This window comes from Parafrankia elaeagni (assembly GCF_000374165.1).
GTDB lineage: Bacteria > Actinomycetota > Actinomycetes > Frankiales > Frankiaceae > Parafrankia > Parafrankia elaeagni.
In genome coordinates this window covers 387,119-410,270 of sequence record NZ_KB893671.1, presented here as the reverse complement: position 1 = coordinate 410,270, position 23,152 = coordinate 387,119, and the positions used below count along the sequence as shown (strand labels likewise).

At 73.8% G+C, this 23,152-nt stretch carries 19 protein-coding genes and 1 tRNA gene; 2 read left to right on the top strand and 18 right to left on the bottom strand.

The window, feature by feature from the left end:
- Positions 1 to 27: 27 nt before the first annotated feature.
- Together B207_RS0103530 and B207_RS0103525 are read right to left on the bottom strand one after the other, a co-directional pair.
- Positions 28 to 1,266, bottom strand: coding sequence for a hypothetical protein (locus tag B207_RS0103530; RefSeq protein WP_020607772.1), 1,239 nt, complete (start codon positions 1,264 to 1,266; stop codon positions 28 to 30).
- 10 nt (positions 1,267 to 1,276) lie between these two features.
- The gene (locus B207_RS0103525) at positions 1,277 to 4,420 is read right to left on the bottom strand and encodes an FtsK/SpoIIIE domain-containing protein (protein WP_026310632.1); all 3,144 of its coding nucleotides are present in this window, start codon (positions 4,418 to 4,420) and stop codon (positions 1,277 to 1,279) included.
- Positions 4,421 to 4,969: 549 nt separating this feature from the next.
- On the opposite strand from B207_RS0103525, the gene B207_RS0103520 reads away from it, so the two are divergent.
- Complete coding sequence (locus B207_RS0103520; protein WP_026310631.1) at positions 4,970 to 5,437, top strand: phosphatase domain-containing protein; 468 nt, start codon at positions 4,970 to 4,972, stop codon at positions 5,435 to 5,437.
- Between the two features lie 21 nt (positions 5,438 to 5,458).
- Here the strand turns inward: B207_RS0103520 and B207_RS0103515 are convergent, their stop codons facing one another.
- From B207_RS0103515 to B207_RS0103435, 15 genes are all read right to left on the bottom strand, one after another.
- On the bottom strand, positions 5,459 to 6,271 hold the full coding sequence (locus B207_RS0103515; RefSeq protein WP_018635130.1) for an ABC transporter permease: 813 nt from the start codon (positions 6,269 to 6,271) through the stop codon (positions 5,459 to 5,461).
- Positions 6,268 to 7,344, bottom strand: a complete 1,077-nt coding sequence (locus tag B207_RS0103510; RefSeq protein ID WP_018635129.1) for a daunorubicin resistance protein DrrA family ABC transporter ATP-binding protein — start codon at positions 7,342 to 7,344, stop codon at positions 6,268 to 6,270. Before B207_RS0103510 ends, B207_RS0103515 begins: the two co-directional genes overlap by 4 nt.
- A 126-nt stretch (positions 7,345 to 7,470) precedes the next feature.
- Entirely contained in the window at positions 7,471 to 8,097 is a 627-nt protein-coding gene (locus B207_RS0103505) for a MerR family transcriptional regulator (RefSeq protein WP_018635128.1), read from the bottom strand.
- A 488-nt stretch (positions 8,098 to 8,585) separates the two neighbouring features.
- Positions 8,586 to 9,071, bottom strand: a complete 486-nt coding sequence (locus tag B207_RS0103500; RefSeq protein ID WP_018499998.1) for a bifunctional nuclease family protein — start codon at positions 9,069 to 9,071, stop codon at positions 8,586 to 8,588.
- Positions 9,072 to 9,233: 162 nt separating this feature from the next.
- Positions 9,234 to 10,046: a transcriptional regulator FtsR gene (gene ftsR / locus B207_RS0103495; RefSeq protein WP_026310629.1), complete on the bottom strand. Its 813-nt coding sequence runs from the start codon at positions 10,044 to 10,046 to the stop codon at positions 9,234 to 9,236.
- A gap of 16 nt (positions 10,047 to 10,062) precedes the next feature.
- Positions 10,063 to 10,608, bottom strand: coding sequence for an FHA domain-containing protein (locus B207_RS0103490; protein ID WP_018635126.1), 546 nt, complete (start codon positions 10,606 to 10,608; stop codon positions 10,063 to 10,065).
- A 558-nt stretch (positions 10,609 to 11,166) separates the two neighbouring features.
- Positions 11,167 to 11,547 (bottom strand): glycine cleavage system protein GcvH, encoded by a 381-nt coding sequence (gcvH, locus tag B207_RS0103485; RefSeq protein ID WP_026310628.1) that lies wholly within the window; start codon positions 11,545 to 11,547, stop codon positions 11,167 to 11,169.
- A gap of 120 nt (positions 11,548 to 11,667) precedes the next feature.
- Complete coding sequence (locus B207_RS32330; RefSeq protein ID WP_018635124.1) at positions 11,668 to 12,507, bottom strand: DUF881 domain-containing protein; 840 nt, start codon at positions 12,505 to 12,507, stop codon at positions 11,668 to 11,670.
- Entirely contained in the window at positions 12,504 to 12,854 is a 351-nt protein-coding gene (locus B207_RS0103475; RefSeq protein WP_018635123.1) for a DUF1290 domain-containing protein, read from the bottom strand. Before B207_RS0103475 ends, B207_RS32330 begins: the two co-directional genes overlap by 4 nt.
- Positions 12,851 to 13,834, bottom strand: a complete 984-nt coding sequence (locus B207_RS0103470; protein ID WP_154675111.1) for a DUF881 domain-containing protein — start codon at positions 13,832 to 13,834, stop codon at positions 12,851 to 12,853. The genes B207_RS0103475 and B207_RS0103470 overlap by 4 nt, the downstream gene beginning before the upstream one ends.
- 73 nt (positions 13,835 to 13,907) lie before the next feature.
- Entirely contained in the window at positions 13,908 to 16,424 is a 2,517-nt protein-coding gene (locus B207_RS0103465; RefSeq protein WP_018635121.1) for a sugar phosphate nucleotidyltransferase, read from the bottom strand.
- Between the two features lie 18 nt (positions 16,425 to 16,442).
- Complete coding sequence (locus tag B207_RS0103460) at positions 16,443 to 17,117, bottom strand: CDP-alcohol phosphatidyltransferase family protein (RefSeq protein ID WP_018635120.1); 675 nt, start codon at positions 17,115 to 17,117, stop codon at positions 16,443 to 16,445.
- 228 nt (positions 17,118 to 17,345) lie between these two features.
- Positions 17,346 to 18,404 (bottom strand): C40 family peptidase, encoded by a 1,059-nt coding sequence (locus tag B207_RS0103455; protein ID WP_018635119.1) that lies wholly within the window; start codon positions 18,402 to 18,404, stop codon positions 17,346 to 17,348.
- Between the two features lie 1,007 nt (positions 18,405 to 19,411).
- Positions 19,412 to 19,485: transfer RNA gene (locus B207_RS0103440), tRNA-Pro, on the bottom strand.
- A 345-nt stretch (positions 19,486 to 19,830) separates the two neighbouring features.
- A complete protein-coding gene (locus B207_RS0103435; protein WP_026310626.1) occupies positions 19,831 to 20,343 on the bottom strand; it encodes a hypothetical protein in 513 nt (170 codons plus the stop codon).
- Positions 20,344 to 20,679: 336 nt separating this feature from the next.
- Here B207_RS0103435 and B207_RS32325 point away from each other — a divergent pair, with 336 nt between their 5' ends.
- Positions 20,680 to 21,582, top strand: coding sequence for a class F sortase (locus tag B207_RS32325; RefSeq protein WP_230204802.1), 903 nt, complete (start codon positions 20,680 to 20,682; stop codon positions 21,580 to 21,582).
- 18 nt (positions 21,583 to 21,600) lie between these two features.
- On the opposite strand, the gene der is transcribed toward B207_RS32325, so the two are convergent.
- Entirely contained in the window at positions 21,601 to 23,025 is a 1,425-nt protein-coding gene (gene der / locus B207_RS0103425) for a ribosome biogenesis GTPase Der (protein WP_026310625.1), read from the bottom strand.
- Positions 23,026 to 23,152 lie beyond the last annotated feature (127 nt).

Genomic DNA, 23,152 nt, shown 5'->3' with positions numbered 1-23,152 from the left:
CGGACGCCGCATGCCGTTCCCGGCAGCTCAGCGACGCCCGGCTCCTCCCTGACCGGCGGATCGGGAGGAATCACTGGCCGCACCGAAGCCGAGCCCGAACCGCAGGGCCAGCGCCAGGCAGGCCAGTGACCCGATTGTCCCCGCCGGCTCGATCGGCACAAAACGGAAGGTCGCCAGCACGGCCGCCGACGCCCCCGCCGCCGCGAGCAGTCCGGACCGGACGGCGGCCGTGGCGGACGACTCCCCGCCCGCGACCACGGCGACGGCACCCAGCCCGCCGGCCGCGGCCAGGCAGGGCAACGCGGGCGCCTCCATGAACACCCGGGCCGCCACCGTGAGAGCCGCGGCGAGCGCGCAGGCCAGGGCGGTGACGATCCCGCCCGAGAGCGAGGTACCGCCCCGGCTCACCGCGCGCAGCTCGGCGGACCGGGTCATCACCTCCAGGCACAGCCGGTAGGCGAGCTTCTTCGCGCGCTCCGGGTCGACCAGCCCGTCGGGGCCGACCAGACCGCCGCCGGGTACCGGGGCCCGGCGGCGGGTGTCCCGCCCCCGCGGCCCGGCGGCGGCCCGCCCACCACGCCCCGCATCCGAGCCCTGCCGGCCAAGGACCTTGCGGCCGGAGCCCGGCTCGGGCAGATCCGCCCCTGCCCCGCCGGCGCGCTTCCCGCCACGGCCCGTCTCCCCGGGCAGGGCGACGGCGGAACGGCCCACCCGGCCGCGGTGCAGGCCGTCCAGGTCACCGGCGTACCGCTGGTAGACCGCCTCGACGTCAGGTTCGCCGCCGTCGCGGGGACGCAGCTGGTCCAGCCCGTCGAGACCGTGCGGCGCCAGCGCGCCGCCGACCTGCGACCACACGGTGGCGACCCGGGACCGGATGTCCTCCGCCGCCGCCCGATGCCGCCGGGCGACGACGTCGACGCTCTCCTGCCGCGCGCTCAGCCGCTCGGCAAGCTGGGCCGCCATCGCGTCGGACGTCCCCATGAGCTCCCGGTACCGGTTCGCGGCGACCATCGGGTGCTCGGCGTCCCCGAACGCCCCCGCCGGCGGCCCGTACCCGCCGGCCTGCCCCTGCGCCGGACCCGCAGCCATCGACCCGGCGACCATCGGCCCGGTGCTGACCGGCCCGGTACTCACAGGCCCGGTACTCACAGGCCCGGTGCTGACCGGCCCGCCCGACAGCTCGGCGAGACCGGCACCGGAGGACTCCCCTGCCCGTGGATCCGACTCGGCCAGCAGGCCGTCCTCCCACCGGCCACCGGCCGTCACGCCGCCGCTCTCATGTCGCTGTCCTCCCGCCATGCGGCCTGGAGACCGCCACACCATTGTCGGCGGCCGATCCGGCGGGGAGTGGTGCGAACGGGACCACCGTGCGCGGATCGGCCTGGACGTGCCGGTCGAACAGCACAGCCCGGTTCGGCGTCGTCCCGGCCGTCACCGGCCGGTGCCCCGCCAGACCGAACAGGTCCCCCCCGGGCAGGCCGGTGGCCACCCAGGCCGCGATGTCGTCCCGGTGGCCGGGCCCGAGATCCTCCACGAGTCGGGACGGGGCACGCCACCAGCCGAGCAGATGCACACCGACCGCCGGGCCGCGGCGGGTCACCGTCCGCAGGTCGTCGAGCCCCGACCGGCGGGACGCCTCGTCCCGGGCCTCCAGCCCGGCCCGTCCCGCATCCACCGCGAAGACGACGACGAGGCGCATCGCCGTGGCGGTGCCGGCCTTCCCGGCGAGCGCCGCCTCCTCCCGCGCACGGATCTCCGCAGCGGCCGACGCCAGCACAGCGCGCAGGCCGGTGACGTCCGTGACGTAGGTGGGATGACCGGCGAGGCGCAGCGCCTCGGCCATCGCCTCGGCCGCGGACACGGTGGCGGGGTCGGCCGCGACGACGTCCACGGCGAGGCCGCCGCCGGCGGTCTGCGCCCCGACGGACACCGCGGCCGCCTGCAGCATGCCGACGGCCTCCCGCCGCAGCGGGCCGAGCACCGCCAGGTGCCGCCCCGGCAGCCGGGCGAGGCGCACCCCGACCGCCGGCGGCGCCAGGTCCAGCGGCACGCCGACGAACGCGAGCGGATCTCCCGCGGCCCCGGGCGCCTCGTGCCCACCGTCGCCGCCGAACTCGTCGGGCCCGCCGCGCAGGCCGACGGCTCCGTGCGCCCCGGGGTCACCGGACGCCGGAACCGGCCAGCCGGCCAGCGCCTGGAACGCCGGGTTGTCGGCGAGAACCGCGGGCGCGTGCCCGACGAACACCCGCGGCGGGCGCATCGCCGGGACGGCCCGGCTGACCAGCGCGCTGACCTGGTCCCGCAGCCCGGCGACCACCCGGGGGTCGGGGTAGGCGACCCGGACGTGCTCGTTGCCGATCGGATGGCCGTTGCGCCGGTTCACGATCGCCTCGCCGACCCCGGACAGCGCACCCGCGGCCTCGTTCGCCGTCGACAGCAGCACCCGTGACTCCGAGATGGACGTCCGCAGCGCGACCCGCAGCGCGAACTGGCCGAAGATCGATCCCCGCTTGCCGGCCGTCGCGTCCAGCGCGTCGATACCGGACAGGGTCTGGCTGGCCAGCAGCAGGTGGATGCCGTAGGCCCGGCCCTGCCGTGCCAGCACCTCCAGCAGCGAGACGGCCTCCCGGGCGACCGTGTCGAGCGGGGTGAGCATGACCTGGAACTCGTCGACCACGATCATGATCCGCGGCCAGGCGGAACTGCGGTCCGCGGCGCGCAGCCCGCGCAGGTCCCGCGCACCGACAGCGCGCATCGTCACGGAACGCCGCTGCATCTCGTCCCGGGCGGCGCGCAGCACGGCGACACCGAACTCGCGGTCGCTCTCGATACCGACGGTGTCCGCCTGCGGCAGGAAGAAGGGGTCCCCCGGCCGCTGGGCGAACTGGGCGAACTCCAGGCCCTCCTTGAAGTCGAGGAGGTGGAAGCGAAGCTGGTCCGGCCCGTAGCGAGCGGCCAGCCCGTAGACGATGTCGAGCAGCAGGGTCGACTTGCCCGCGCCGGCCTGGCCGCCGACGAGGCCGTGCACGGTGTCGTCGTCGAAGGTCAGCACCACCGGCCCGTCGGCGCCGTGTGCCACCGGGACGGAGATCCCCGCGGAGCTCTCGTACTCCCACAGGCCCGCGGGCAGCAGGCCGCCCAGGTCCGGAGCACTGGCCGCGGCCCGCGCCACCCCGGCGGCGACCCGGTTCGTGACCGCCGAGACGAGCGGCGGTGGCGGCGGGTCGTCGAGCACACAGCCGAGCGTGCCCGACAGGGACGTCCGCCAGCTCGCCGGCGCCGTGCCGCCGGCGGCGGGTTCCGCCGCCACGCCGAGCAGCTCCGCCGCGGTGACGGTCTCCGCGCGGGGCAGCACGCCCCAGGCGCGCCCGGCCCCACCGCCGCTGCCCCAGCCGCCGGGACCCCAGCCGCCGGGACCCCCTGCTCCCCCGGTTCCCCCGGCCGTCTCCGTGCCGGCCCATCCGCCGGCACCGATGGCTCCGGGACCGCCGGCGCCGCCGGCGCCGCCCGCGGTGCCAGCGCCGCCCGCACCCGCGCCGGGCTCGACCACCGCGATGACGTGGACGCCGCACGACGGGCCCTGCGAGGCCACCGCGTCGAGGGCACGGGCGGCCTCGTCCGGCAACGACGGCCAGCCCAGCAGGACGAGCAGCCGCCACGGCTCCGAGCGGGGCAGGCCGGCGTCCTCCCGCTCACGCAGGGAGTCGAAACGGCCGGCGAGACGGTCGACCGTGATCCGGCCGACCTCACCGGACAGCTCGGCGAGGGCGAGCTCGAGGCGCGCCCGGCTGGTCAGCGTCGGCCCGACCACGCCGCGCAGGCGCAGCGGGGCGAAGGCGGCCAGCCCGGCGCCCAGCTCGTGCGGGTCGTAGACGGTCACCCGCACCGCGCCCGGAGGCGCACTCGCGAGGATCCGGGTGAGCAGGCTGCGGACGAGACCAACCGCCTCACCACGCCGCGCCCGGGTGGTCTCGATCTGGAGGTTCCCCGCGTCGAGCAGGGGAAGCGCCAGCGGTACCTCCACCGGGACGCCGCCACGCCCCACCGGCGGCACCAGAATGCGCCCGACCCGCCACAGCCCGGGACGCCCGTCTGGCCCGATCGGGGGGTCTGCCGAGCCGTCGGAGGGTGCGTTCGCCCACGCGGGAGCCTCCCAGCCGGCGCCGGCGAACGCCGGGGCCTGCCGGCGGGCGAGCGCGCCCGCCTCGCTCAGGGCCAGGCCGACGCCCTCCACATCCCCGACGAGATCAGCGGCCTGGTCGGTCTCCTCCGCGTCGATGATGCGGGGGGCCGCGAGCGGCACCTCGCCGGTCTCGATCCGGCCCGCCTGCTCGTCGAGCCGGTCGGCCAGCGCGAGCGCCGCCTCCAGGCTCTCCGAGATGCCGGAGACGAGCAGGCGCGCTCGCCGTGTGCCCGACACCACGACCTCCTCGCGACAACCCACCCATCACGGCCAACGATCACGGCACGCGCACCCCGTACCCGCGACCGGTCACCGGAACACCACGCTAGCCACCGTTCCGTCGCATCGGGGCGTTTCACCGCAGGCGGCACAGGCGACCACGGGGATGTCCCCGGGCGCTCCGGCCGATATCCACGCCGAACACCCGCGGCGAACTGGAACGTACCGGATGCCCGCCGGGAGACCGCCGCCGTATCCAGGGTGTCGCGCGTGTTCAATGGCCCCGCGGAGGTCCATCGAGGCGAATGCCGTACGGGAGGCGCAGAAGTGGCGGATCCGGGGCGCATGTCCGACCTGGGCTCGGGGCCGGCGACGAAGCCGGGAACGGCGCCGGACGGGCTGGCCGGCCCCCGGGAGCCGGTCGGCGCGCCGGCCGACGAACGGGCCGGCAAACCGGCCGGCGCACCGGCCGACCCGCCAGCCGGCGCGCCCGGGTCGGCCGCGCCGAGGCTTCCCGGCGCGGCCGACCCGGGCGCGGCGGCGACCGCCGAGCCGGACGAGCGGCCGCTGGCCGTCATCGACGTCGACGGGGTGGTGGCCGATGTCCGGCACCGGCTGCGGTTCCTGCGGGTCCACCCGGGCGACTGGGATGCGTTCTTCGCCGCCGCCGACATCGACCCGCCTCTGGCGGAGGGGGTGGAGCTGGTCCACACGCTCGCCCGCGACCACGAGGTGATCTGGCTGACCGGGCGCCCGGAGCGCTCCCGCCCCGCGACGGTGCGCTGGCTGCAGGAGCAGGGCCTGCCCGTCGGCGAGCTGCGGATGCGCCCGGACGACGACCGCCGGCCGGCGCGGATCTTCAAGCGGTCGGAGCTGCGCCGGATGGGGGCGCGCCGCCGGGTCGCCGTCGTGGTCGACGACGACCCGGCGGTCGTGGAGCTGCTGCGCGCCGACGGATGGCCCGTCCTGCGTGCGGACTGGCTCGCCTACGAGCCGACTCTGGGCAACGCCCAGAACGAGGAGGGACGCACCTGACCCCGGCCGCTCCCGCCGGGATCAGTGGGCGGTGCCCCGGCGGTAGGCGCGGACCGCGAGCGGCCCGGCGACCGCCAGGATTCCCGCGCACCAGGCGAGGGAGATCAGCAGATCCTCGGTGACCGGCCCGCCGAGGAACAGGGCACGCACCGCGTCGACGGTGGTGGTGACCGGCTGGTACTTCGCGAACGCCTGCAGCCAGCCAGGCATGGAACCGACCGGGGCGAACGCGGAGCTCGCGAACACGAGCGGGAAGACCCAGATCATCCCGCCCGACTGGGCGGCCTCCACGCCGCTCACCGACATCCCGATCACCGCCGAGACCCAGGAGAAGGCGTAGGCGAAGGCGAGCATCAGGCCGAACCCGGCCAGGACCGCGAGGACGTTCGTGTCACCGAAGCGGAAGCCGACCGCCAGGCCGACCAGCAGCATGACCAGCATGATGAAGGCGTTGCGGACCAGGTCCGCCAGGGTGCGGCCGGTGAGCAGCGCGGAACGGCTCATCGGCAGCGAGCGGAAGCGGTCGATCAGCCCGGCCTCCCGGTCGCCGGCGAGGCCGATACCGGTGAGCATCGCGCCGAAGACCACCGTCTGCACGAAGACGCCGGGCATGAGGAAGTCGACGTAGTCCACCCCCGGACCGACGTTGATCGCGCCGCCGAACACGTACGTGAACAGCAGGACGAACAGAATCGGCTGGATGGTGGCGAACACCAGCAGCTCGGGCACCCGCCAGGTCTGGATCAGGTTGCGCCGGCACATCACCCAGGCGTCGGCCACCTGCCAGGACAGCCGGCCGCGGCCGGCCACCGGGGTCAGGTCGAGAGTGCTCATGCCTTCACCAGATCCTGCTCGTCGCCACCGGCCCGCTGATCGGGCGGGGCGGGTGGTCGGCTCTTTCCTGGGCCCGACCCCCCGGACGCGGCCCCGGCCAGCGCCCCGGTCGTGGACCCGGCCTCGCCGGAGGCCGCTCCCTGGCCCGTCAGGGTCATGAACACGTCGTCGAGGGACGGCCGGTGCAGCCCGACGTCCACGATGGTCAGGCCGAGCTCGTCGAGGGAGCGCACCACCTCGGCGAGCACCGAGGCACCGGCGACCGGCGCGCTCACCCGCCAGGCCTCGGCGGAGACGGTGGCCGGGCCGCTGCCGAGCCGGGTGAGGACCTCCGCGGCCGCCGCCGTGTCGTCGCCCTCGGCGAGGACGATCTCCAACCGGTCACCGCCGATCTGGCGCTTGAGCTCGTCGGGCGTGCCCTCCGCGATGACCCGGCCCCCGTCGATGACGGAGACCCGGTCGGCGAGGTGGTCGGCCTCCTCCAGGTACTGGGTGGTGAGGAGCACCGTGGTGCCCTCGCGGACGAGATCGGCGATCACCCGCCACATCTCCTGGCGGCTGCGCGGGTCCAGCCCTGTGGTCGGCTCGTCGAGAAAGAGCACCGCCGGGGCCATGATCAGGCTCGCCGCGAGGTCGAGACGCCGGCGCATGCCGCCCGAATAGGTTTTCGCCTGCCGGCCGGCGGCCTCGGTGAGAGCGAAGCGCTCCAGCAGCTCGGCAGCCCTGGCCCGGGCGACCCGTGACGGCAGCCGGTAGAGCCGGCCGAACATCTCCAGGTTCTCCTGACCGGTCAGCCTCTCGTCGACCGCGGCGTACTGGCCGGTCAGGCCGATGCGCGGGCGCACTCTGTCCGGATGGCGCAGCACATCCACCCCGAGGACCTCGGCCCGCCCGCCGTCGGCCGCGAGCAGGGTCGACAGGATGCGAACCGCGGTCGTCTTACCCGCGCCGTTGGGGCCGAGAACCCCGTGGACGCTGCCCGCGCGGACGCTCAGGTCGAGCCCGGCCAGGGCCGTGTGCCGGCCGTAGCTCTTGCGGAGGCCCTCGACGAGGATCGCTGTCTGATCGGTCACCCGCGCACAGTACGACAGCGCACCGACAGATCCCCAACGGTTTTCCGCCGCCCAGCCGCCGCCCAGCCGCCACCCGGGCGGCAGCCGGCCGCCGATTCCCCGCCCAGTCCGAGCCGCCGGGGCCGCTCAGGCCGAGCTGCGGCGACGCCGGCGGTGCGCCAGCTCGTCTCCCGGGTGGGCCGCGGGCGGCTGGCCGGGCCGCTCGCAGGGCAGCTCGGCGAGCTGGCCGCGCATGTCCTCCAGGGCCCGCCCGACCGCGATCGCGAAGACGCCCTGGCCACCCCGGACCAGATCGATGACCTCGTCGTCCGAGGTGCACTCGTAGACCGTCGAGCCGTCGCTGATCAGCGTCAGGTGCGCCAGGTCGGCCACCCCACGCGTACGCAGGTGCTCGACCGCGGCCCGGATGTTCTGCAGCGACACGCCGGCCTCGAGCAGCTTGCGGACGACCCGCAGGACCAGCACGTCACGGAAGGAGTAGAGCCGCTGGCTGCCGGACCCACTGGCCCCCCGCACACTCGGGACCACCAGGCCGGTACGGGCCCAGTAGTCGAGCTGGCGGTAGGTGATGCCGGCGGCGGCGCAGGCTGTCGGCCCCCGGTAGCCGACGTCGTCGCCCGGCGGCTGCGGGATCTCGTCCCCGAAGAGCTGACCCTGCTCGATCATGGTCGCCCGCTCGTCATCCTCCCAGTGCGGATCCTCATCGTCCGGCGCCACCCGCGCGGCTGCCCCCATCGAGGTGCCACTCTTCACCAGTCCCATCCTCCGGACAGTCCGGGAGCCTCACGGCCCGCCCGCCGACGACGCCACACACATCACCGCCGTCGCACCACCACCGCCACCCCATCACCACGGACGCGCCGCCGCAGCACTGCGACACGGCCGCGACCGCCCCCGCCGCGGTGGACGGCCCCTGCTCCCCGCCAGGCCCGGCGATGGTTCGCCCGACCGTAGGGGCCGGGGCACCGCCCCTTCAATGATCCAAGGCAGCGTGTCCGTAGTCCAGCGGACATGCTGGTGCCAGCCGGTCGAGTCCGGTTTCACCCGGACGAATCGCCTCAGGTCGGACGGCGTGTCGGGCCCACAGCCACGGCCACGCCCCCGGATCGGTCATGCCGGACCTGCCGGCCCGGCCCCGCGGCGCCGTCCACGTGGTAGGCGGGCCCGCCGCACCGGAGAGCGCGGCACCGCCTCCCCGGTACCGGGTACCGGGTACCGGCGCGGCGACACCGCTCTCCGGATCACGAACCCGGCGTGTTGAAGTCCTCCGGCGAGATGGTGTCCAGGAACTCCCGGAACTTCTCCAGCTCGCTCTCCTGTTCCTGCTCCTGCTCCTCGGGGACGGTGATGCCGGCCTCGGCGAGCACCGCCTCCACGCCGTACACGGGCACGCCCATCCGCATGGCCAGCGCGATCGCGTCCGAGGGACGGGCCGAGACCTCCACGCCGTTGCCGAACACCAGGGTCGCGAAGAAGACGCCGTCCTGCAGGTCGGTGATGGTGACCTGGGTCAGCTCCGTCTGCAGGGCCCGCAGCACGTCCCTCATCAGGTCGTGCGTCATCGGTCGGGCGGTCGTGATGCCCTCCTGGGCAAAGGCGATCGCCGTGGCCTCGACCGCCCCGATCCAGATCGGCAGGTACCGTTCCCCGCCCACCTCCTTGAGCAGGACGATCGGCTGCTTCGACGGAAGCTCGACACGCACGCCGACGATGTCCAGCCGATGCACCGATCTACCTCCTAGCGCAGGTGGGGCAGGGCGGAACGCTGTGACCGGAGCCAGAAAACCCCACGAGGAGACAGTATCCCCGCTACCGCCCCGCGTCAGCGTGCCCGTCGCTTCTCACTTTCCGTTGACGATCGCACCATTTGGGTAGTGGATACCCGTGCACTACCCCGAGCGAACGGCGGCAAGCCGGGTACGCAGCAGCGCCGCGTGCATGCGCACCAGCAGCGTGGCGAGCTCGTCGACGGTCTCCGCAGCCCGGCCGTCGGTCTCGCCGAGACGCCCCGACCGCAGCGGGGCCACCGCCGCCTCGATGAGACCGGCCTCACGGTCGGCCGCGGCCCGCGCCGCCCGCAGGTGCCGGACCTGGACCCCGTGAGCCGCCAGCAGGGCCACGGTACGGGCCACCAGCAGCGCGTCGGCGTCGTAGTACCCGCCGCCCGCGATCGGCCCGACGAGCCCGTTGCTCTCCAGCTCCGCCAGCACGTCGTCGTCCAGCCCACTCGCGGCCAGCAGCTCCCGGCGGGATATCCGGATCCGCTCGGCTCCCAGCAGCGAGTCCAGGCCACGCCCCGCCGGCCGGTCCGGCACCGCCCGGGGACCCGTCCTCGGCAGCTGGGTCTCCCCCCGGTCCAGCGCGGCGAGCTCCTCCTTGATCACGCGCAGCGGGAGATAGCGCTCCCGCTGCGCGTGCAGGACGTGCCGCAGGCGCAGGACGTCATCCAGCGAGTACTTGCGGTAGTTGGCACTCGTGCGGGCCGGCTCGACGAGCCCCTCCGACTCGAGATACCGGATCTTCGACAGGGTGATGTCGGGATACTCGGCGCGTAGCCGGTCCAGCACCTCGCCGATGTTCAGCGTCTTCGCGGCGTCCCCCGCCCGCGCGGGCGTGCCCCGCCGGCCAGCGGCCGACCGGGCGTCACCCGCGGAAACGGACGGCCGCATCGACTCCGCCGCGGCGCCGCTGCCGCCGCTCACCGCCCCGTGACCCCGTTCACCGTGCTCCGACCCCCCCATAGGTCGCCCCCGTCAGGAAGACGAGGCGAAACTTTCCGATCTGGACCTCGTCCCCGCCGGTGAGCTCGGCCGAGTCGATCCGCTCGCGGTTCAGGTAGGTGCCGTTGAGGCTGCCGACATCGCGGACGGAGAAGCCCTTGGTGTACGGCGAGCGGTGGAACTCGGCATGCCGCCGCGAGACGGTCACGTCGTCGAGGAAGATGTCGCTCTCCGGATGGCGACCCACCGTGGTGAGATCAGCGTCCAGCAGGAACCGGCTGCCCGCGTTCGGGCCGCGCTTGACCACCAGCAGCGCCGACCCGGGCGGCAGCGCGTCGACCGCGGCGACGGCGTCACGCTCGGTCGACTCGTCGACGTGGTCGCCCTCGATCCCGGAGAGCGCGGCGGCGAGATTCAGCGTGGAGGTCTGCTCCGCGGGGCGCTCCGGCGCCACGGGCTCGCCCGGACGCACCAGAGGCGACCCGCACCGCGCGCAGTACAGCGCGTCGGACGGGTTCTGCTGGCCGCACCTCGTGCAGAACACAGTCTCGTCCGCTTCCTGCCGGACGCCCGCAGGCGGGTGGCCGGCCGCTCGGTCCGCCGCCCTCACGGCAGCGGGAATGGTGCCCGACAGGGGCTGACCCGACGCATCCGGGACATCACCCCACGCAGACGACCGAACGCGGCAGCATCCGCGGCCGCGGCCGTCACGGCGCACTCCGAGGCTAGTGCATCAGGAGCACCGTCGTGAAAAGGGTGCGGCGGGCGATTGTTCGGCGTGGCGTCACCGGACGCACGCGACGAGCATCCCCGCCTTGACACGGAACGCAGGACGACATAACAGACAAACCTGCGCTCCACCCTGAAGCGCGACAGCCACGCACACTGCACGTCACCAAAGAATGCTCCGGCGACCACAGTCCGTACACGGATCGTCTGGTGCGGGGGTTCGCGGGTGACGGACGGCCGATCGTCACCCCGCCCGGACGGACACCGGAGCCCGCCCCGCGACCCCCGAAACGGTCAGACGTGGCCTCGGCGTGGCCCGCCGAGGCCCGGCCCCCCGCGGAGGCCTCCCGCCGCCGGCCGTCACCGGGGTGTGCTACTGCTCCTTGGCATACTCGCCGTACTGGGCGGCATCCAGCAACTCGTCGAGCACGGACGGTTCGGCGACAGTCACCTCGACCAGCCAGCCCTCGCCGTACGGATCGGAGTTCACCAGCTCCGGCGCCGCGACGAGGGCCTCGTTGCGCGCCGCGACCGTGCCCGAGACGGGGGCATAGATGTCGGAGACGCTCTTGGTCGACTCCACCTCGCCACACGGCTCACCGGCCGCGACCGGCGCCCCGACCTCCGGCAGCGAGACGAAGACGATGTCACCGAGCGCCTCCTGGGCATACGCGGTGATACCGACCCGCACCGTGGTCCCCTCGGCCCGGGCCCACTCGTGCTCGCGGGTGTACTTCAGGTCCTCGGGATACAGCGCAATCGCCTCCTGCGGTCGTGGTGCTGCACCGGTACCGGACACCGGCGCCGGCCTGTCGCGGACCCGGCGGCCCGCCGACGGCCCGACGCCCCCGCCCCGTCCGTGCGGGGCTGTCGATCAGTCCGCGGGACGGGCGAAACGAGGGCTCGGTGCGGTGCGCAGGGCCCTGATCTCGATCTGCTCGGAGTTCGCGACCTCGGCCTGCGCGCCGTCCCGGGTAGCTACCGTATCGAGCACCCCGCCAGGAATCCGCATCGCCTGCGCGAGCGTATGCGCATCCCCGATGGCCCGCATGACATACGGCCCGGCGACCTGGCCGCCGTCGACGGTCATGCCCCCGCCCGGGGCGTCGACGATGTAGGTCGAGGCCACCACCCGCACGCCCGACAGCTCGATGGCCTCGGCCCCGGCGTCCCGCAGTTCCTGCAGCGCGTCGACGAGAATCCACGCCTCGACGGTGCCCCGAGGGTCGTCGATCGTCAGGGTGACGCCCGGACCCGTCGCCGGGCTGGTCCCGGCCAGCACGGCGAGTGCGTCGGCCTCCTGTCGGGCCCGGTCGATGTCGGCGTCGCCGCGCGCGCCGTCCGCGATCGCCGACTGGGTCGCACGCAGGCCGCCGGCCTCGTCCTGCAGGCGCTGCCCGTCGGCGGAGAGATTCTCCAGCTCGGCCGCGAGCTCGTCCGGTCGCAGCCTGCCGAGACGGTCGGCCGGGTCGGCGGATCTGATCATCACGGCCAGGCCGAATCCCAGTCCCGCGAGCAGCAGGACACTGACGATCCGCAACGCCGGACGCGCCAGACCGCCGCCGCCCTGCGTCGTGTTGCCGACAGTCGCCTCCGCGACAGGCACCGCTCCCCCCGTGACAGCTGCCGCCGCCTCCGTGACAGCTGCCGCCGCCTCCGCGACAGGCGCCGCTCCCGCCGCGCCGTCGCCGACGGCCTCGTGGTCGGCGGTCAAGGCTTCAGCAGCGATCGCCGGACCGCGCTCGCGTTGGTGAAGATCCTGATGCCGAGGACGACGACCACCGCCGTCGACATCGCGCCACCGACCCCGAGGGCGTCGCCCAGTGCGACCAGGGCGACCGCGAGGGCGACGTCCGACAGAAAGGACACCACGAAGACCCGGTCGGAGAAGACCCGCTCCAGCGCGGCTCGCAGCCCGCCGACCGCCGCGTCGACCGCGGCCATCACCGCCACCGGGAGGTACGGGTCGAGCCAGGCGGGCGGCCGCGGGGCGGCCAGCAGCCCGGCGACGACACCGACGACGAGTGCCAGCAGTCCGGTGATCGCGCCTTCACGGGTCATGATCCACTCCCTCGGGCGTATCGGAGGTCTGGTCCCGGCGCCGCCGGGACCGTCACCTCGTCGAGCCGCGCGACGGTGACCGCGTCCGGCGGGGCGCCCACCCGGGTGCGCAACCGGACGGTGACCGACGCGGAGGCCACTCGGGCCACGATCGTGCCAGGGACACCGATCGCCTCGATCACATAGGGGGCCTCGACCGGGCTCAGGCCGACCAGGATCGCGTCGCCGGCGGCCCGGACCGCGCTCAGCGCGGTGAGCCGGACCCCGTTGACCGCGACAGCCTCGGCCCCTGCGCTCCACAGCAGGTTCACCATGTCGGCCAGGTCGTGGTCGGCGAGCCTGCTGTTCGGGCCCTGCGCGAGCGGGCGTGGGTTCCCCGCGTCGGACGCCGGGCCGGTCGGCGGATCGACCAGCGTCACCCGGACCCCCGGGCCCCGGGCCGGCGCGAGCCCGGCCGGGGCCGCAAGAGAGCCGATCCGCTCCGTCGCGGCAGCCCAGGCCTCATCCGCCAGGCGCCGGCGGGTGAGCATGTCGGCGGTGACGGAACGTTGCTCGCGCACCCCACCGGCGAGGTCGTCCCGCTGCTCCGACCGGGTTTCGTAGACGGTGCCCAGCAGGCCCCGCAGTCGCTCCCGGGCCGGTGCCGACTGCGCTGCCGTCTGCAGGCTCACCGCGGTGAGCAGGCCCACGAGCAGCAGCACGAGGGGAAGAAGCAGACGGTGCGGCGCACTCCGGGGAGAGACCGGCCCCCGCACGGCCGCCTGGTCGGGCGCCCGGGCGGCCGCGCGCGCGTAGGCGGGGTCGAGCGCCGTCTCGGTCACCTGCCTGAGGGGCGAAGCCTCCTGCCCGCGGGTCGGCTCCGTCGGGTCAGGGGTCGACGGCGGCCGCGGCTGCCCGCGGGTCACCAGCCGGTCCTCGACCGGCGGCGCGGGGGACGGTGCCGGCGGGTGGGTCCGTGTCCGTACGTGCACACCTGGCATCTTGACGTCCTCTCCGGCCCGAAGGCCGGGGGTTCCCCCCGTGCCGCGCCAATCGGGGCGCGGTCACCACCGGTCAGGCCTGGCCGGTGGGAGCGTCCACCGGCGGCGCCGTGGCCACCACGGCGCTCCACCGGCGAATGAGGGCCTCGGCGTCGTCCAGGTCGGCCGCCTCGGCCCACAGATGGGTGACGGCCTCGGACGGGTCGGGCAGCACGAGCACCCAGGAGCCGTCGAGGCTGACGATGCGGACCCCGTCCGTGGTGTCCACCCGCGCCCCGGAGCCGCTGTCGACCGATTCGACGACGCGCCGCATGACCATGCCCTTCTCGGCCCAGGGGGTCGGTACCGAGGTGCGGACCATGGCGACCGGCGGGATCCGGGAGTCGATCGCGCTCAGGGTGAGGCGGGTACGCGCGACCAGCGCGACCAGTCGGACGAACACGGCCAGCCCGTCGATCACCGGGGCGAACTCGGGGACGACGAAGCCGCCGCGCCCGTCCGCGGCGAACACCACCCGCTCGCTCTCCACAATCTTGGACAGTCCCGCGCCGGACATCGGGATCCGCCGCAGGGTCAGCCCGTGGAAACGGCTGACCTGGTCGGCCACCTGGGTGGTGGCGACCGGGACGGCGACCGTCGAGCCGCGGTTCTCCGCGGCGACGAGGTCGAGCATGACCAGCAGCGCCCGCTCGTCGCTGATGAGGTCGCCGCGCTCGTCGACGATGGTGATCCGCTCACCGATGTGGTCGAAGCGCACCCCGAAGGCCGCCCGCGAGCTGGCCACCAGCGCGCCCAGCCGGTCCAGGGCGCGGCGTTCCTGGGCGGCGCCGGGTTCGGGGTAGGTCTCGTCCAGGCGGCCGTTGACGGTCAGCACGTCCACCCCGAGCCGGCCGAGCAGGGTGGGCAGCAGCAGCGACGCCGCTCCCCCGGACGGGTCGACGACCACCTTCAGATCGGCCTCGGCCAGGCCCCTGGTGTCGACGCGGTCGAGCAGGTCCTGGGTGTAGACGTCCGCCGTGCGGGCGGGGAAGCGCAGGTCGCCGATCTCGCCGGGGAACGCGCGGCGGAACTCCTGCCGGGTGAAGACCCGGTCGAGCTTGCGCTGCGCGGCCGGGGTGAGATCGTGCCCGTCCGCGTCGAGGAAGACGATGTCGATGCGCTCCGCGTCGCCGGGCTTGGAGCGCAGCATGATGCCGCCGGCGGCGGCGGAGGTCCGCACGTCGAAGCGCGCCACCGGCAGCGGGGCGACCTCCAGGTCCCGGACGTTGATCGCGCCCGCGGTGAGCGCGCTGATCACGGCCCGCTTGAGGGCGCGGGCCGCCCGCGAGCCGTCGCGGGCGGTGGTGACGGTGGTCCCCTTCTTCAGGGTCGTCGCGTAGGCGCTGGCCAGGCGCACCACCAGCTCCGGGGTGATCTCGGCGTTGACCAGGCCGGAGACCCCGCGCGGCCCGAACAGCGAGCGCTGCCCGCGTGACTCCCAGATCACGCTGGTGTTGACGACGGCCCCGGCCTCGATCGTCTTGAAGGGGTACACCTTCACGTCGTGGGAGACGAACGCCTCCTCCTGGATGACGCACTCGTCCCCGATGACCGCGCCCTCCTCGATCCGCGCGGCGCGCAGCACGTCGGTGCTCTTGCCGATCACGCAGCCGCGCAGGTTCGCCCGCGGGCCGATCAGCGCGTTGTCCTGGACGACCGCGCGGTGCAGGAACGCCCCCCGCTTCACCACGACGTTGCTGCCGAGCACGGTGAACTCCCGCAGCTCGGCGCCGGCCTCGACCTTGCTGTAGTCCCCGACGACCAGCGGCCCCTTGAGGATGGCGTCGGGATGGACGTCGGCGTCCTCCCCGATCCACACGCCCGGGGAGACCTCGAACCCGCCGATCTCGACGTCCACCTGCCGGTTCAGGACGTCCGCCTGCGCCCGCTGGAAGCTGGTGATGGTGCCGACGTCCTCCCAGTAGCCGCCGGCGACATAGCCGTAGACCGGCGCTCCGGCGGCGACCAGGCGGGGGAAGACGTCGCCGGACCAGTCCACGGCCTCCCCTGCCGGGACGTGTGCGAGCACCTCGGGTTCCATGACGTAGATGCCGGTGTTCACCGTGTCGGAGAAGACCTGCCCCCAGGTCGGCTTCTCCAGGAAGCGGGAGATCCGCCCGTCCTCGCCGGCGATGACGATGCCGAACTCCAGCGGGTCGGGCACCGACCGCAGCGCGACGGTGACCAGCGCCCCGCGGGCCCGGTGGTAGGCGACGAGCGCGGTGAGGTCGATGTCGGTCAGCGCGTCCCCGCTGATCACCAGGAACCGCTCGTGGCGCAGGGCGTCCTCGGCGTTCTTCACGCTGCCCGCGGTGCCCAGCGGGGTCGTCTCCGTGGCGTAGGACAGGTGCATGCCCAGCTCGTCCCCCGACCCGAAGTAGTTCCGGATCATGGCGGCCAGGAACTGGACGGTCACCACCGTCTCGTCGAAGCCGTGCCGCTTGAGCAGCCGCAGCACATGCTCCATGATCGGGCGGTTGACGACGGGCAGCAGCGGCTTCGGCAGGTTCGCGGTCAGCGGCCGCAGCCGGGTGCCCTCGCCGCCCGCCATGACGACGGCTCTCAAGGCTTACCTCCCGATCTTCCCGGACACCGGTCCGGAGGCCGGCCCGGCCGATCCGACTGGCCCGACCGGCCCGGCCGATCCGGAGGCGGGTGGCCGGGCGCGCTGTTCCACGGCCAGCCGGCGGGCCTGTTCGAAGTACAGGAGACCGGACCACCAGTACAGGGCGGTACCCCAGATGGCGAACGCCCACCCGACGGGACGGGCCGCCGTCGCCAGCCAGGAGTCACCGGCGGACAGCAGCAGCAGCGGGAAGGCGTACAGCAGGTTGAAGGTGGCCGCCTTGCCCAGATAGTGCACGGGCAGCGTGGTGCCGACGTGGAGACGGCGCAGGATCGGCACCAGCCCCAGCAGGACGGCGTCCCGGGCGACGAGCAGCAGCGCGAACCACAGCGGGACGATGTCACGCAGAGTAAGGGCGATGATCGTCGCGAGAATGTAGAGCCGGTCCGCCAGCGGGTCGAGCATCACCCCGAGGCGGCTGGTCTGGTTCAGGACCCGGGCGAGCTTGCCGTCCAGGTAGTCGCTGACCCCGGCGAACGCGAGCACCCCGAGTGCGGCGCCGTCCGCCTCCGGCCCGAGGGCCAGCCACAGGAACAGCGGGACGCCCAGCAGGCGCAGGCCGGACAGCAGGTTCGGAATGGTCCAGATCCGGTCGGAGGCCTGCGTAGCCGCCGTCACGCCGAGTGCCTCCTCCCCGACCCGGCCACGTGTGAACAGCCGTGACAGCCGCTGGCGCCGGCAGGCGCCGGCAGGGCTGGCAGTCCCCAGCGGCTCGCGCGCCGACCTGGCGGACGCGGGTCGTCTCCCAGACGCTAGCGGATAAGCGCAGGCAGGGTCATCGTGTGCTGGGCGCGCCGGGCAGGACGGGCACCGACCGGGCGGCGGCAGCGGGCCGCCGCCGCCCGGTCACATGATGCGGCCGACCTTGTAGGTGGAGCTGTAGATGGGGCGCAGCGAGACGACACCGCCGGTCTGCGGCGCGGCCCACATGTAGCCGTTCCCGGCGTAGATGCCCACGTGGTAGATGTCGCCCTCGGTGCCGTAGAAGATCAGGTCGCCGGGCCGCTTCCCGGACTGCGGGACGCGCGTCGACGCGTTGTACTGGCCCTGCGCCGTGCGCGGCAGCGAGCGCCCGAGCTGCTTGAAGACGTACTGCACCAGGCCCGAGCAGTCGAACGAGTAGGGCCCCTCCGCGCCCCACACGTACGGCTTGCCCTTCTGCAGCGAGGCCAGGTAGACGGCCTTCTCCCCGATGGAGCTGCCCGGGATCACCGAGGGGATCGCCTGGCTTATCGGTGCCGGGCGCGGCGCCACCGGCGCCTTGATGGTGATCGTGGCGGAGCCGGCCACCGAGGGCCGCAGGGCGCTGGTGCCGTCGAACACCGCGGTGATCGTGGTGGTGGTCAGCAGACGCGCGGTGACCTGCGCCTGACCGTTCGCGTCGGTGGTCAGCGCGGTGGACGTCTGCCACTTCGGCCCGTTCACCACGACGATGCGGACCTGCTGGTTGCTCAGCGGGGCACCGCTGGCCTCCTGCGCCCGCACGGTGAGGACGACCGGCGCGTTCGGCGCGACGGTGGAGTTGTCCGCGGACAGCGCCACCCGGGTGAAGATCGGGTCGGGGGCGGCGATGGCACCCGCGAGCGGTGCCGCCACGGCCGCCGCCGTCGCCTCCGGCGAGTCGGCTGCGCCGCCGCCCTGACCGGGGAGCACGGACGCGGTCTGGGTCGCGCCCGGCTCCAGGGACGCCGGGGCCTCCGGGGTGGACGGCACTGTAGCGGCGAACGCGGCGGTGGAGGCGGCGAGCGTTCCGGTGGTGAACGCGGCGATCGTCGCGGCCCGCCGCGGCGGGTGGGAGGCACCCCTCCGGGAGCTGGTGCCGGATCGGACGTTCGAGGAGCGCGACCGCCCCTTGACGAACTGGTCCCAGTCCTCGGGCAGCCAGGCAATTCCGCGACGGGGCAACGCGTGTCCTTCTCTCTCCGGCGCCTGCAACACGCGCTGCCGGATACAGCAGCGCGCCGTCCCGCCGGCCCGGGGCTGGCCGGTGGAACCGGGTCCGTCATCCAGCCGACCGGGGGGCGACCACCCACCCACCGGGACCGCTGACGGCCCTTGTCCCGCCCCACCTGTCTCGGAGGGGAAGTCGAGCCGGGGACGGGACACGGCGCATCGGCTCGACGCTTTACATACATCGGACAGTGCTCGGCACTCTCGAATAGCTCTGCACACAGGTGCCGAAGCTGAAGATAGTGGACTTCGGCACATGCCCGACAATCACCCCCCTCACAACAATCACCCACCCTGCGATGTGATCACCATGCGGAAATGCCCGCTTACTTTCCGTCGGATCAAGCCCGCACGCACATGGCCGCCGGCGATCGCCCATGCACCCCGCGGGGCGGCACCGAAGCCTGCCTGGTATAGGAATTCAGCCCGCCCGGAGCCCGCCGGCCTCGTGCTGGTCCGGGCCGTCGAGGCCGCCCACGGCGATCGCCGAACGGCCCGGACCAGCGCCGGGCGGTGGCGCCGGAACACCGGCGCGCCGCAGCCCGGCAATGCGCTCGAAACAGAATGCGCGGGCAACGCACACATCCCGCACCAACCTTGGTGGAGTGTCACCCGCACCGCGCAGGGGCACTCCGGAGCATCCGGGATGCAGCCGGGATGCAGCCGGGATGCAGCCGGGATGGACCAGCGAACGGGTGGATCCCCGGCCCGACCGACCCAGAGCACTCCGGATCTCCGGGAGGTCGACTGACGCACCCGAGCCGGCCGGCCACGATCCGGCCGCGATCCGGCCGCGATCCGGCCGCGATCCGGCCACGAACTCCGGCAGCGGGGACCGCGGTTTCAACGCGGTGACCCACCACCACAGGCCCGACGACGCGGGAACGTGACGGCCGTGAACAGTGCTGCGGAAAAAGCAAAAGCCCCCACTGCCACAAACGGCAGAGAGGGCTTTCCTCCTGTCGGGACGACAGGATTTGAACCTGCGACCCCCAGACCCCCAGTCTGGTGCGCTACCAAGCTGCGCCACGTCCCGTACTACCCAACATTACCCTACCGGAGATCCGGCCTCCCGCCGGGGCGGGGCCGCCTCCCGGTGTGACACCGGGTGTGGTGCGCCCCGGCGCACCTGCCCGCGCCTGGCCGAACCAGACCCGTGGAGAAGCACTGCCGAGACGCTGACTTTACCGCACCGCTGATCGCCGGCGACCGGCGGGACCCCGGGCCCGGCGCCCACGCCGGGACCCCGGACCCGGGACGGCACTCCAGATCCGGCATTCCAGGCCCGGGCACCAGATCCGGGACATCAGAACGCGCGCAGGACCGGCCGGTGTGGAACCACACCGGCCGACCCGCGCGCTCTTCCCCGGGGGGAACCGACTCAGATGGAGCCGTGCCCGCGGCGGCGCATCCCCGCGCCGATCAGGATGGCACCGAGGCCGGCCCCGGCGATCGGCAGCAGCGGGGAGCTGTCCCCGGCGACGCCACCACCACCGGCACCGACTCCGCCGACCGGAGCACCACCACCACCGACACCGACGCCGACGGCGCCGCCGGCGATCACCGTGCCGCCGCCGACCGCGCAGTCCTTGTCCTTGTCGGCGAACCAGTCGTCGTCCTTGTCCTTGTCGGCGAACCAGTCGTCGTCCTTGTCCTTGTCGCCGTCGACCTTGTCCTTGTCGTCGATGGCGGCACGGGCGACCTTGTCGTCCTTGATCTCGCCGTCCTTGTCGGCCTTGTCGTCGCCGAACCAGTCCTCGGACTGCTTGTCCCCGCACTTGTCCTTGTCCTCGAAGGCGTGCGCGGCCGTCAGGCCCGGCCCGAAGGTGAGGATGACGGAGGCCGCGCTCGACATGGCGAGAAGCGCGGCGCTCCGTCCCATTCCCTTCTTCATCTGGTCCCCTCTCTCACACATGGTTATGGCTTGGTCACTGCGAGTGACACCATAACGAGGAGTGCTCCGGATGGGACGCAGCGAGACGGCGTGGTGCGACGGCTCCGAGCGGACAGCGGCCGAGCGGCGGACAGCGTGGCCTTCCATTGCGGGACATGATCCGAGCCGCGCCCCGTGAGCCCATCGCCCGCCCTGCGCCGATGTGAACGCGCCCGACCCCGCACTCCCACGCGCCGCCGCGAGTGATTACGGTCCGCATCCACCGCGTGCCGATAGCCTCACGTTGTGTAGTTCCTGGTTGTCGTACCAGGAGCCGCCCAGAGGACGGAGAGCGACGTGGGACGTGGAACGGCAGGACCGCAGCCGGCACGGATGACGTTCTCCCGTCTCCTGCTGGTCGCGGGCGTGGTGCTGATCGTCGGAAGTGGGTTCCGTCTGGCGGACGTCGGCTCCGACCCGCCGTCCGATACCGAGCGGGTGGCCGTCAGCGATCTCGGCTCCGCGGCAGGCAAAGCGGAGGCCCCGGTCGTGCCCGGCGGTTCCGGTGCACCCCCCGTGCCGACACTGCCGCCCGTCGTGGTGACCGACCCGACGCGCCTGCGGATCCCGGTCATCAGGCTGGACGCACCGATCATCCGGCTCGGCCTGAACGCCGACGGCACCCTGGAAGTCCCGAAGAAGTGGCAGGACGTCGGCTGGTACGACAAGGGCCCGGCACCGGGAGCTCTCGGCCCGTCCGTCCTCGTCGGCCACTACGACTCGACCAGTGGGCCGGCCGTGTTCTACCGCCTGCGCGCGCTGCGTGCCGGCGACCAGATCGAGGTCGCGTCCCCGACCGGCGTCACCACGACCTTCACCGTCGACCGCACGGAGGACGTGACCAAGACGGAGTTCCCCACCGACCGGGCGTACGGGCCGGTGAACCGTCCCGAACTCCGCCTGATCACCTGTTCCGGCGGGTTCGACGACAACACCAACCACTACCTGAGCAATCTGATCGTCTACGCCCATGCCAACAGCCCGCCCGCCCCTACGGCCGCGGGGGTGCCCGGTGCACCCGGGACCATCTCGCCTGCCGTGCCCGGCGCCACCGCCCCGGTCCCGGCTGTACTCGGGCCGACCGCAGCGACGCCGTCAGCGCCTGGGCCCCCTGCGCCCCCTCAGCCGGCCCAACCGGCTCAGGGGACGCCCGCGGCCCCGCCCGCCCGGGCCGTGCCGCCGGTCCCACCCCCGGCCTGATGTCTCCGCGGCGGGAGGTCAGCGGTGGCGGTCGGGGCGCTCCCGCACGCGGATCGAGATCTCGATCGGGGTGCCGGCGAAGCCGAAGTCCTCCCGCAGCTTCCGCTCCAGGAAGCGCCGGTAGGCCGGCTCCAGGAAGCCGGTGGTGAACACGACGAACCGCGGCGGGCGCACCCCGGCCTGGGTGGCGAACAGGACCCGGGGGATCTTCCCGCTCCGCGACGGCGGCGGCGTGGCGCCGACGATCTCGCCGAGCCAGGAGTTGAGCCGCCCGGTCGGGATCCGGGTACCCCAGGACTCCAGCGAGGTACGCAGGGCCGGGGCGAGGCGGTCGGTGGCCCGCCCGGTGCGGGCGGAGATGTTCACCCGCGGGGCCCAGGCGACGCGGCCCAGATCCCGGACGATCTCCTGCTCGAGGTCGAGGCGGCGCTCGGTGTCGAGCAGGTCCCACTTGTTGAACGCCAGCACGAGCGCGCGACCGGCCTCGGTGACCATGCTGATGATCCGCTGGTCCTGCTCGGTGACCGGCTCGTCCGCGTCGAGCAGCACGATGGCGACCTCCGCCGCCTCCAGCGCCGCGGCGGTGCGCAGGGAGGAGTAGTACTCCGCGCCGGAGGCCTCCTTCACCCGGCGCCGCAGGCCGGCGGTGTCGATGAACATCCAGGTCTCGCCGCCGACGGTGACGAGCTCGTCGACCGGGTCGCGGGTCGTGCCGGCGACGTCGTCCACCAGCGAGCGCTCCGAGCCGACCAGCTTGTTCAGCAGACTGGACTTGCCCACGTTCGGCCGGCCGATCAGCGCCACCCGCCGCGGCCCGTCCTCCTCGGTGAACTGCTCCCGCGGCGCCTCGGGCAGCACCGCGAGGACGGCGTCGAGCAGGTCACCGCTGCCGCGGCCATGCAGTGCGGAGACGGGATACGGCTCCCCCAGGCCGAGGCTCCACAGCGCGGCCGCGTCGGCCTCGGCGCGGGCGTCGTCGACCTTGTTCGCGGCGAGGACGACCGGCCGGCCCGACCGGTGCAGGACCCGGGCGACGGCCTCGTCCGCGTCGGTGGCCCCGACGGTGGCGTCGATGACGAACAGCACCCCGTCGGCCGTGTCGATCGCGGCCCGGGCCTGCTCGGCGACCCGCCCGGCCAGGCCGCGGGCGTCCGGCTCCCAGCCGCCGGTGTCGACGACGGTGAACCGCCGCCCGTTCCAGACCGCGTCGTAGGCGACCCTGTCCCGGGTGACGCCCGGGACGTCCTCGATGATGGCCGCGCGGCGCCCGAGAATACGGTTGACCAGCGTCGACTTGCCGACGTTGGGCCTGCCGACGACCGCGAGGACGGGCTGGCCACCGGTGGACGACCCGCCCGGAAGCCCGGGCTCGCCCTGCGCGGGCAGACCGGCCCCGCCCACGGCGTCATCGTGCACGGCGGCGGCGAGGTCTTCGATGTTCATGATCTGCTGTACTCCGCGTGAACTGGACATCTCGGTGGGGGACGACGAGCTGTCCTTCCGCGGACGGCGGGCCCAGTACTCCAGTGACGGCAGTACTCCAGTGACGGTAGTGGCGCACCCGGAACAA

Coding starts and splice junctions, on each gene's coding strand:
- B207_RS0103515 (WP_018635130.1), bottom strand. CDS start 6,271: ATGAGCACTCTCGACCTGACCCCGGTGGCCGGCCGCGGCCGGCTGTCC.
- B207_RS0103475 (WP_018635123.1), bottom strand. CDS start 12,854: ATGACCCGTGAAGGCGCGATCACCGGACTGCTGGCACTCGTCGTCGGT.
- B207_RS0103470 (WP_154675111.1), bottom strand. CDS start 13,834: ATGCCAGGTGTGCACGTACGGACACGGACCCACCCGCCGGCACCGTCC.
- B207_RS0103465 (WP_018635121.1), bottom strand. CDS start 16,424: ATGGCGGGCGGCGAGGGCACCCGGCTGCGGCCGCTGACCGCGAACCTG.
- B207_RS0103435 (WP_026310626.1), bottom strand. CDS start 20,343: ATGAAGAAGGGAATGGGACGGAGCGCCGCGCTTCTCGCCATGTCGAGC.
- der (WP_026310625.1), bottom strand. CDS start 23,025: ATGAACATCGAAGACCTCGCCGCCGCCGTGCACGATGACGCCGTGGGC.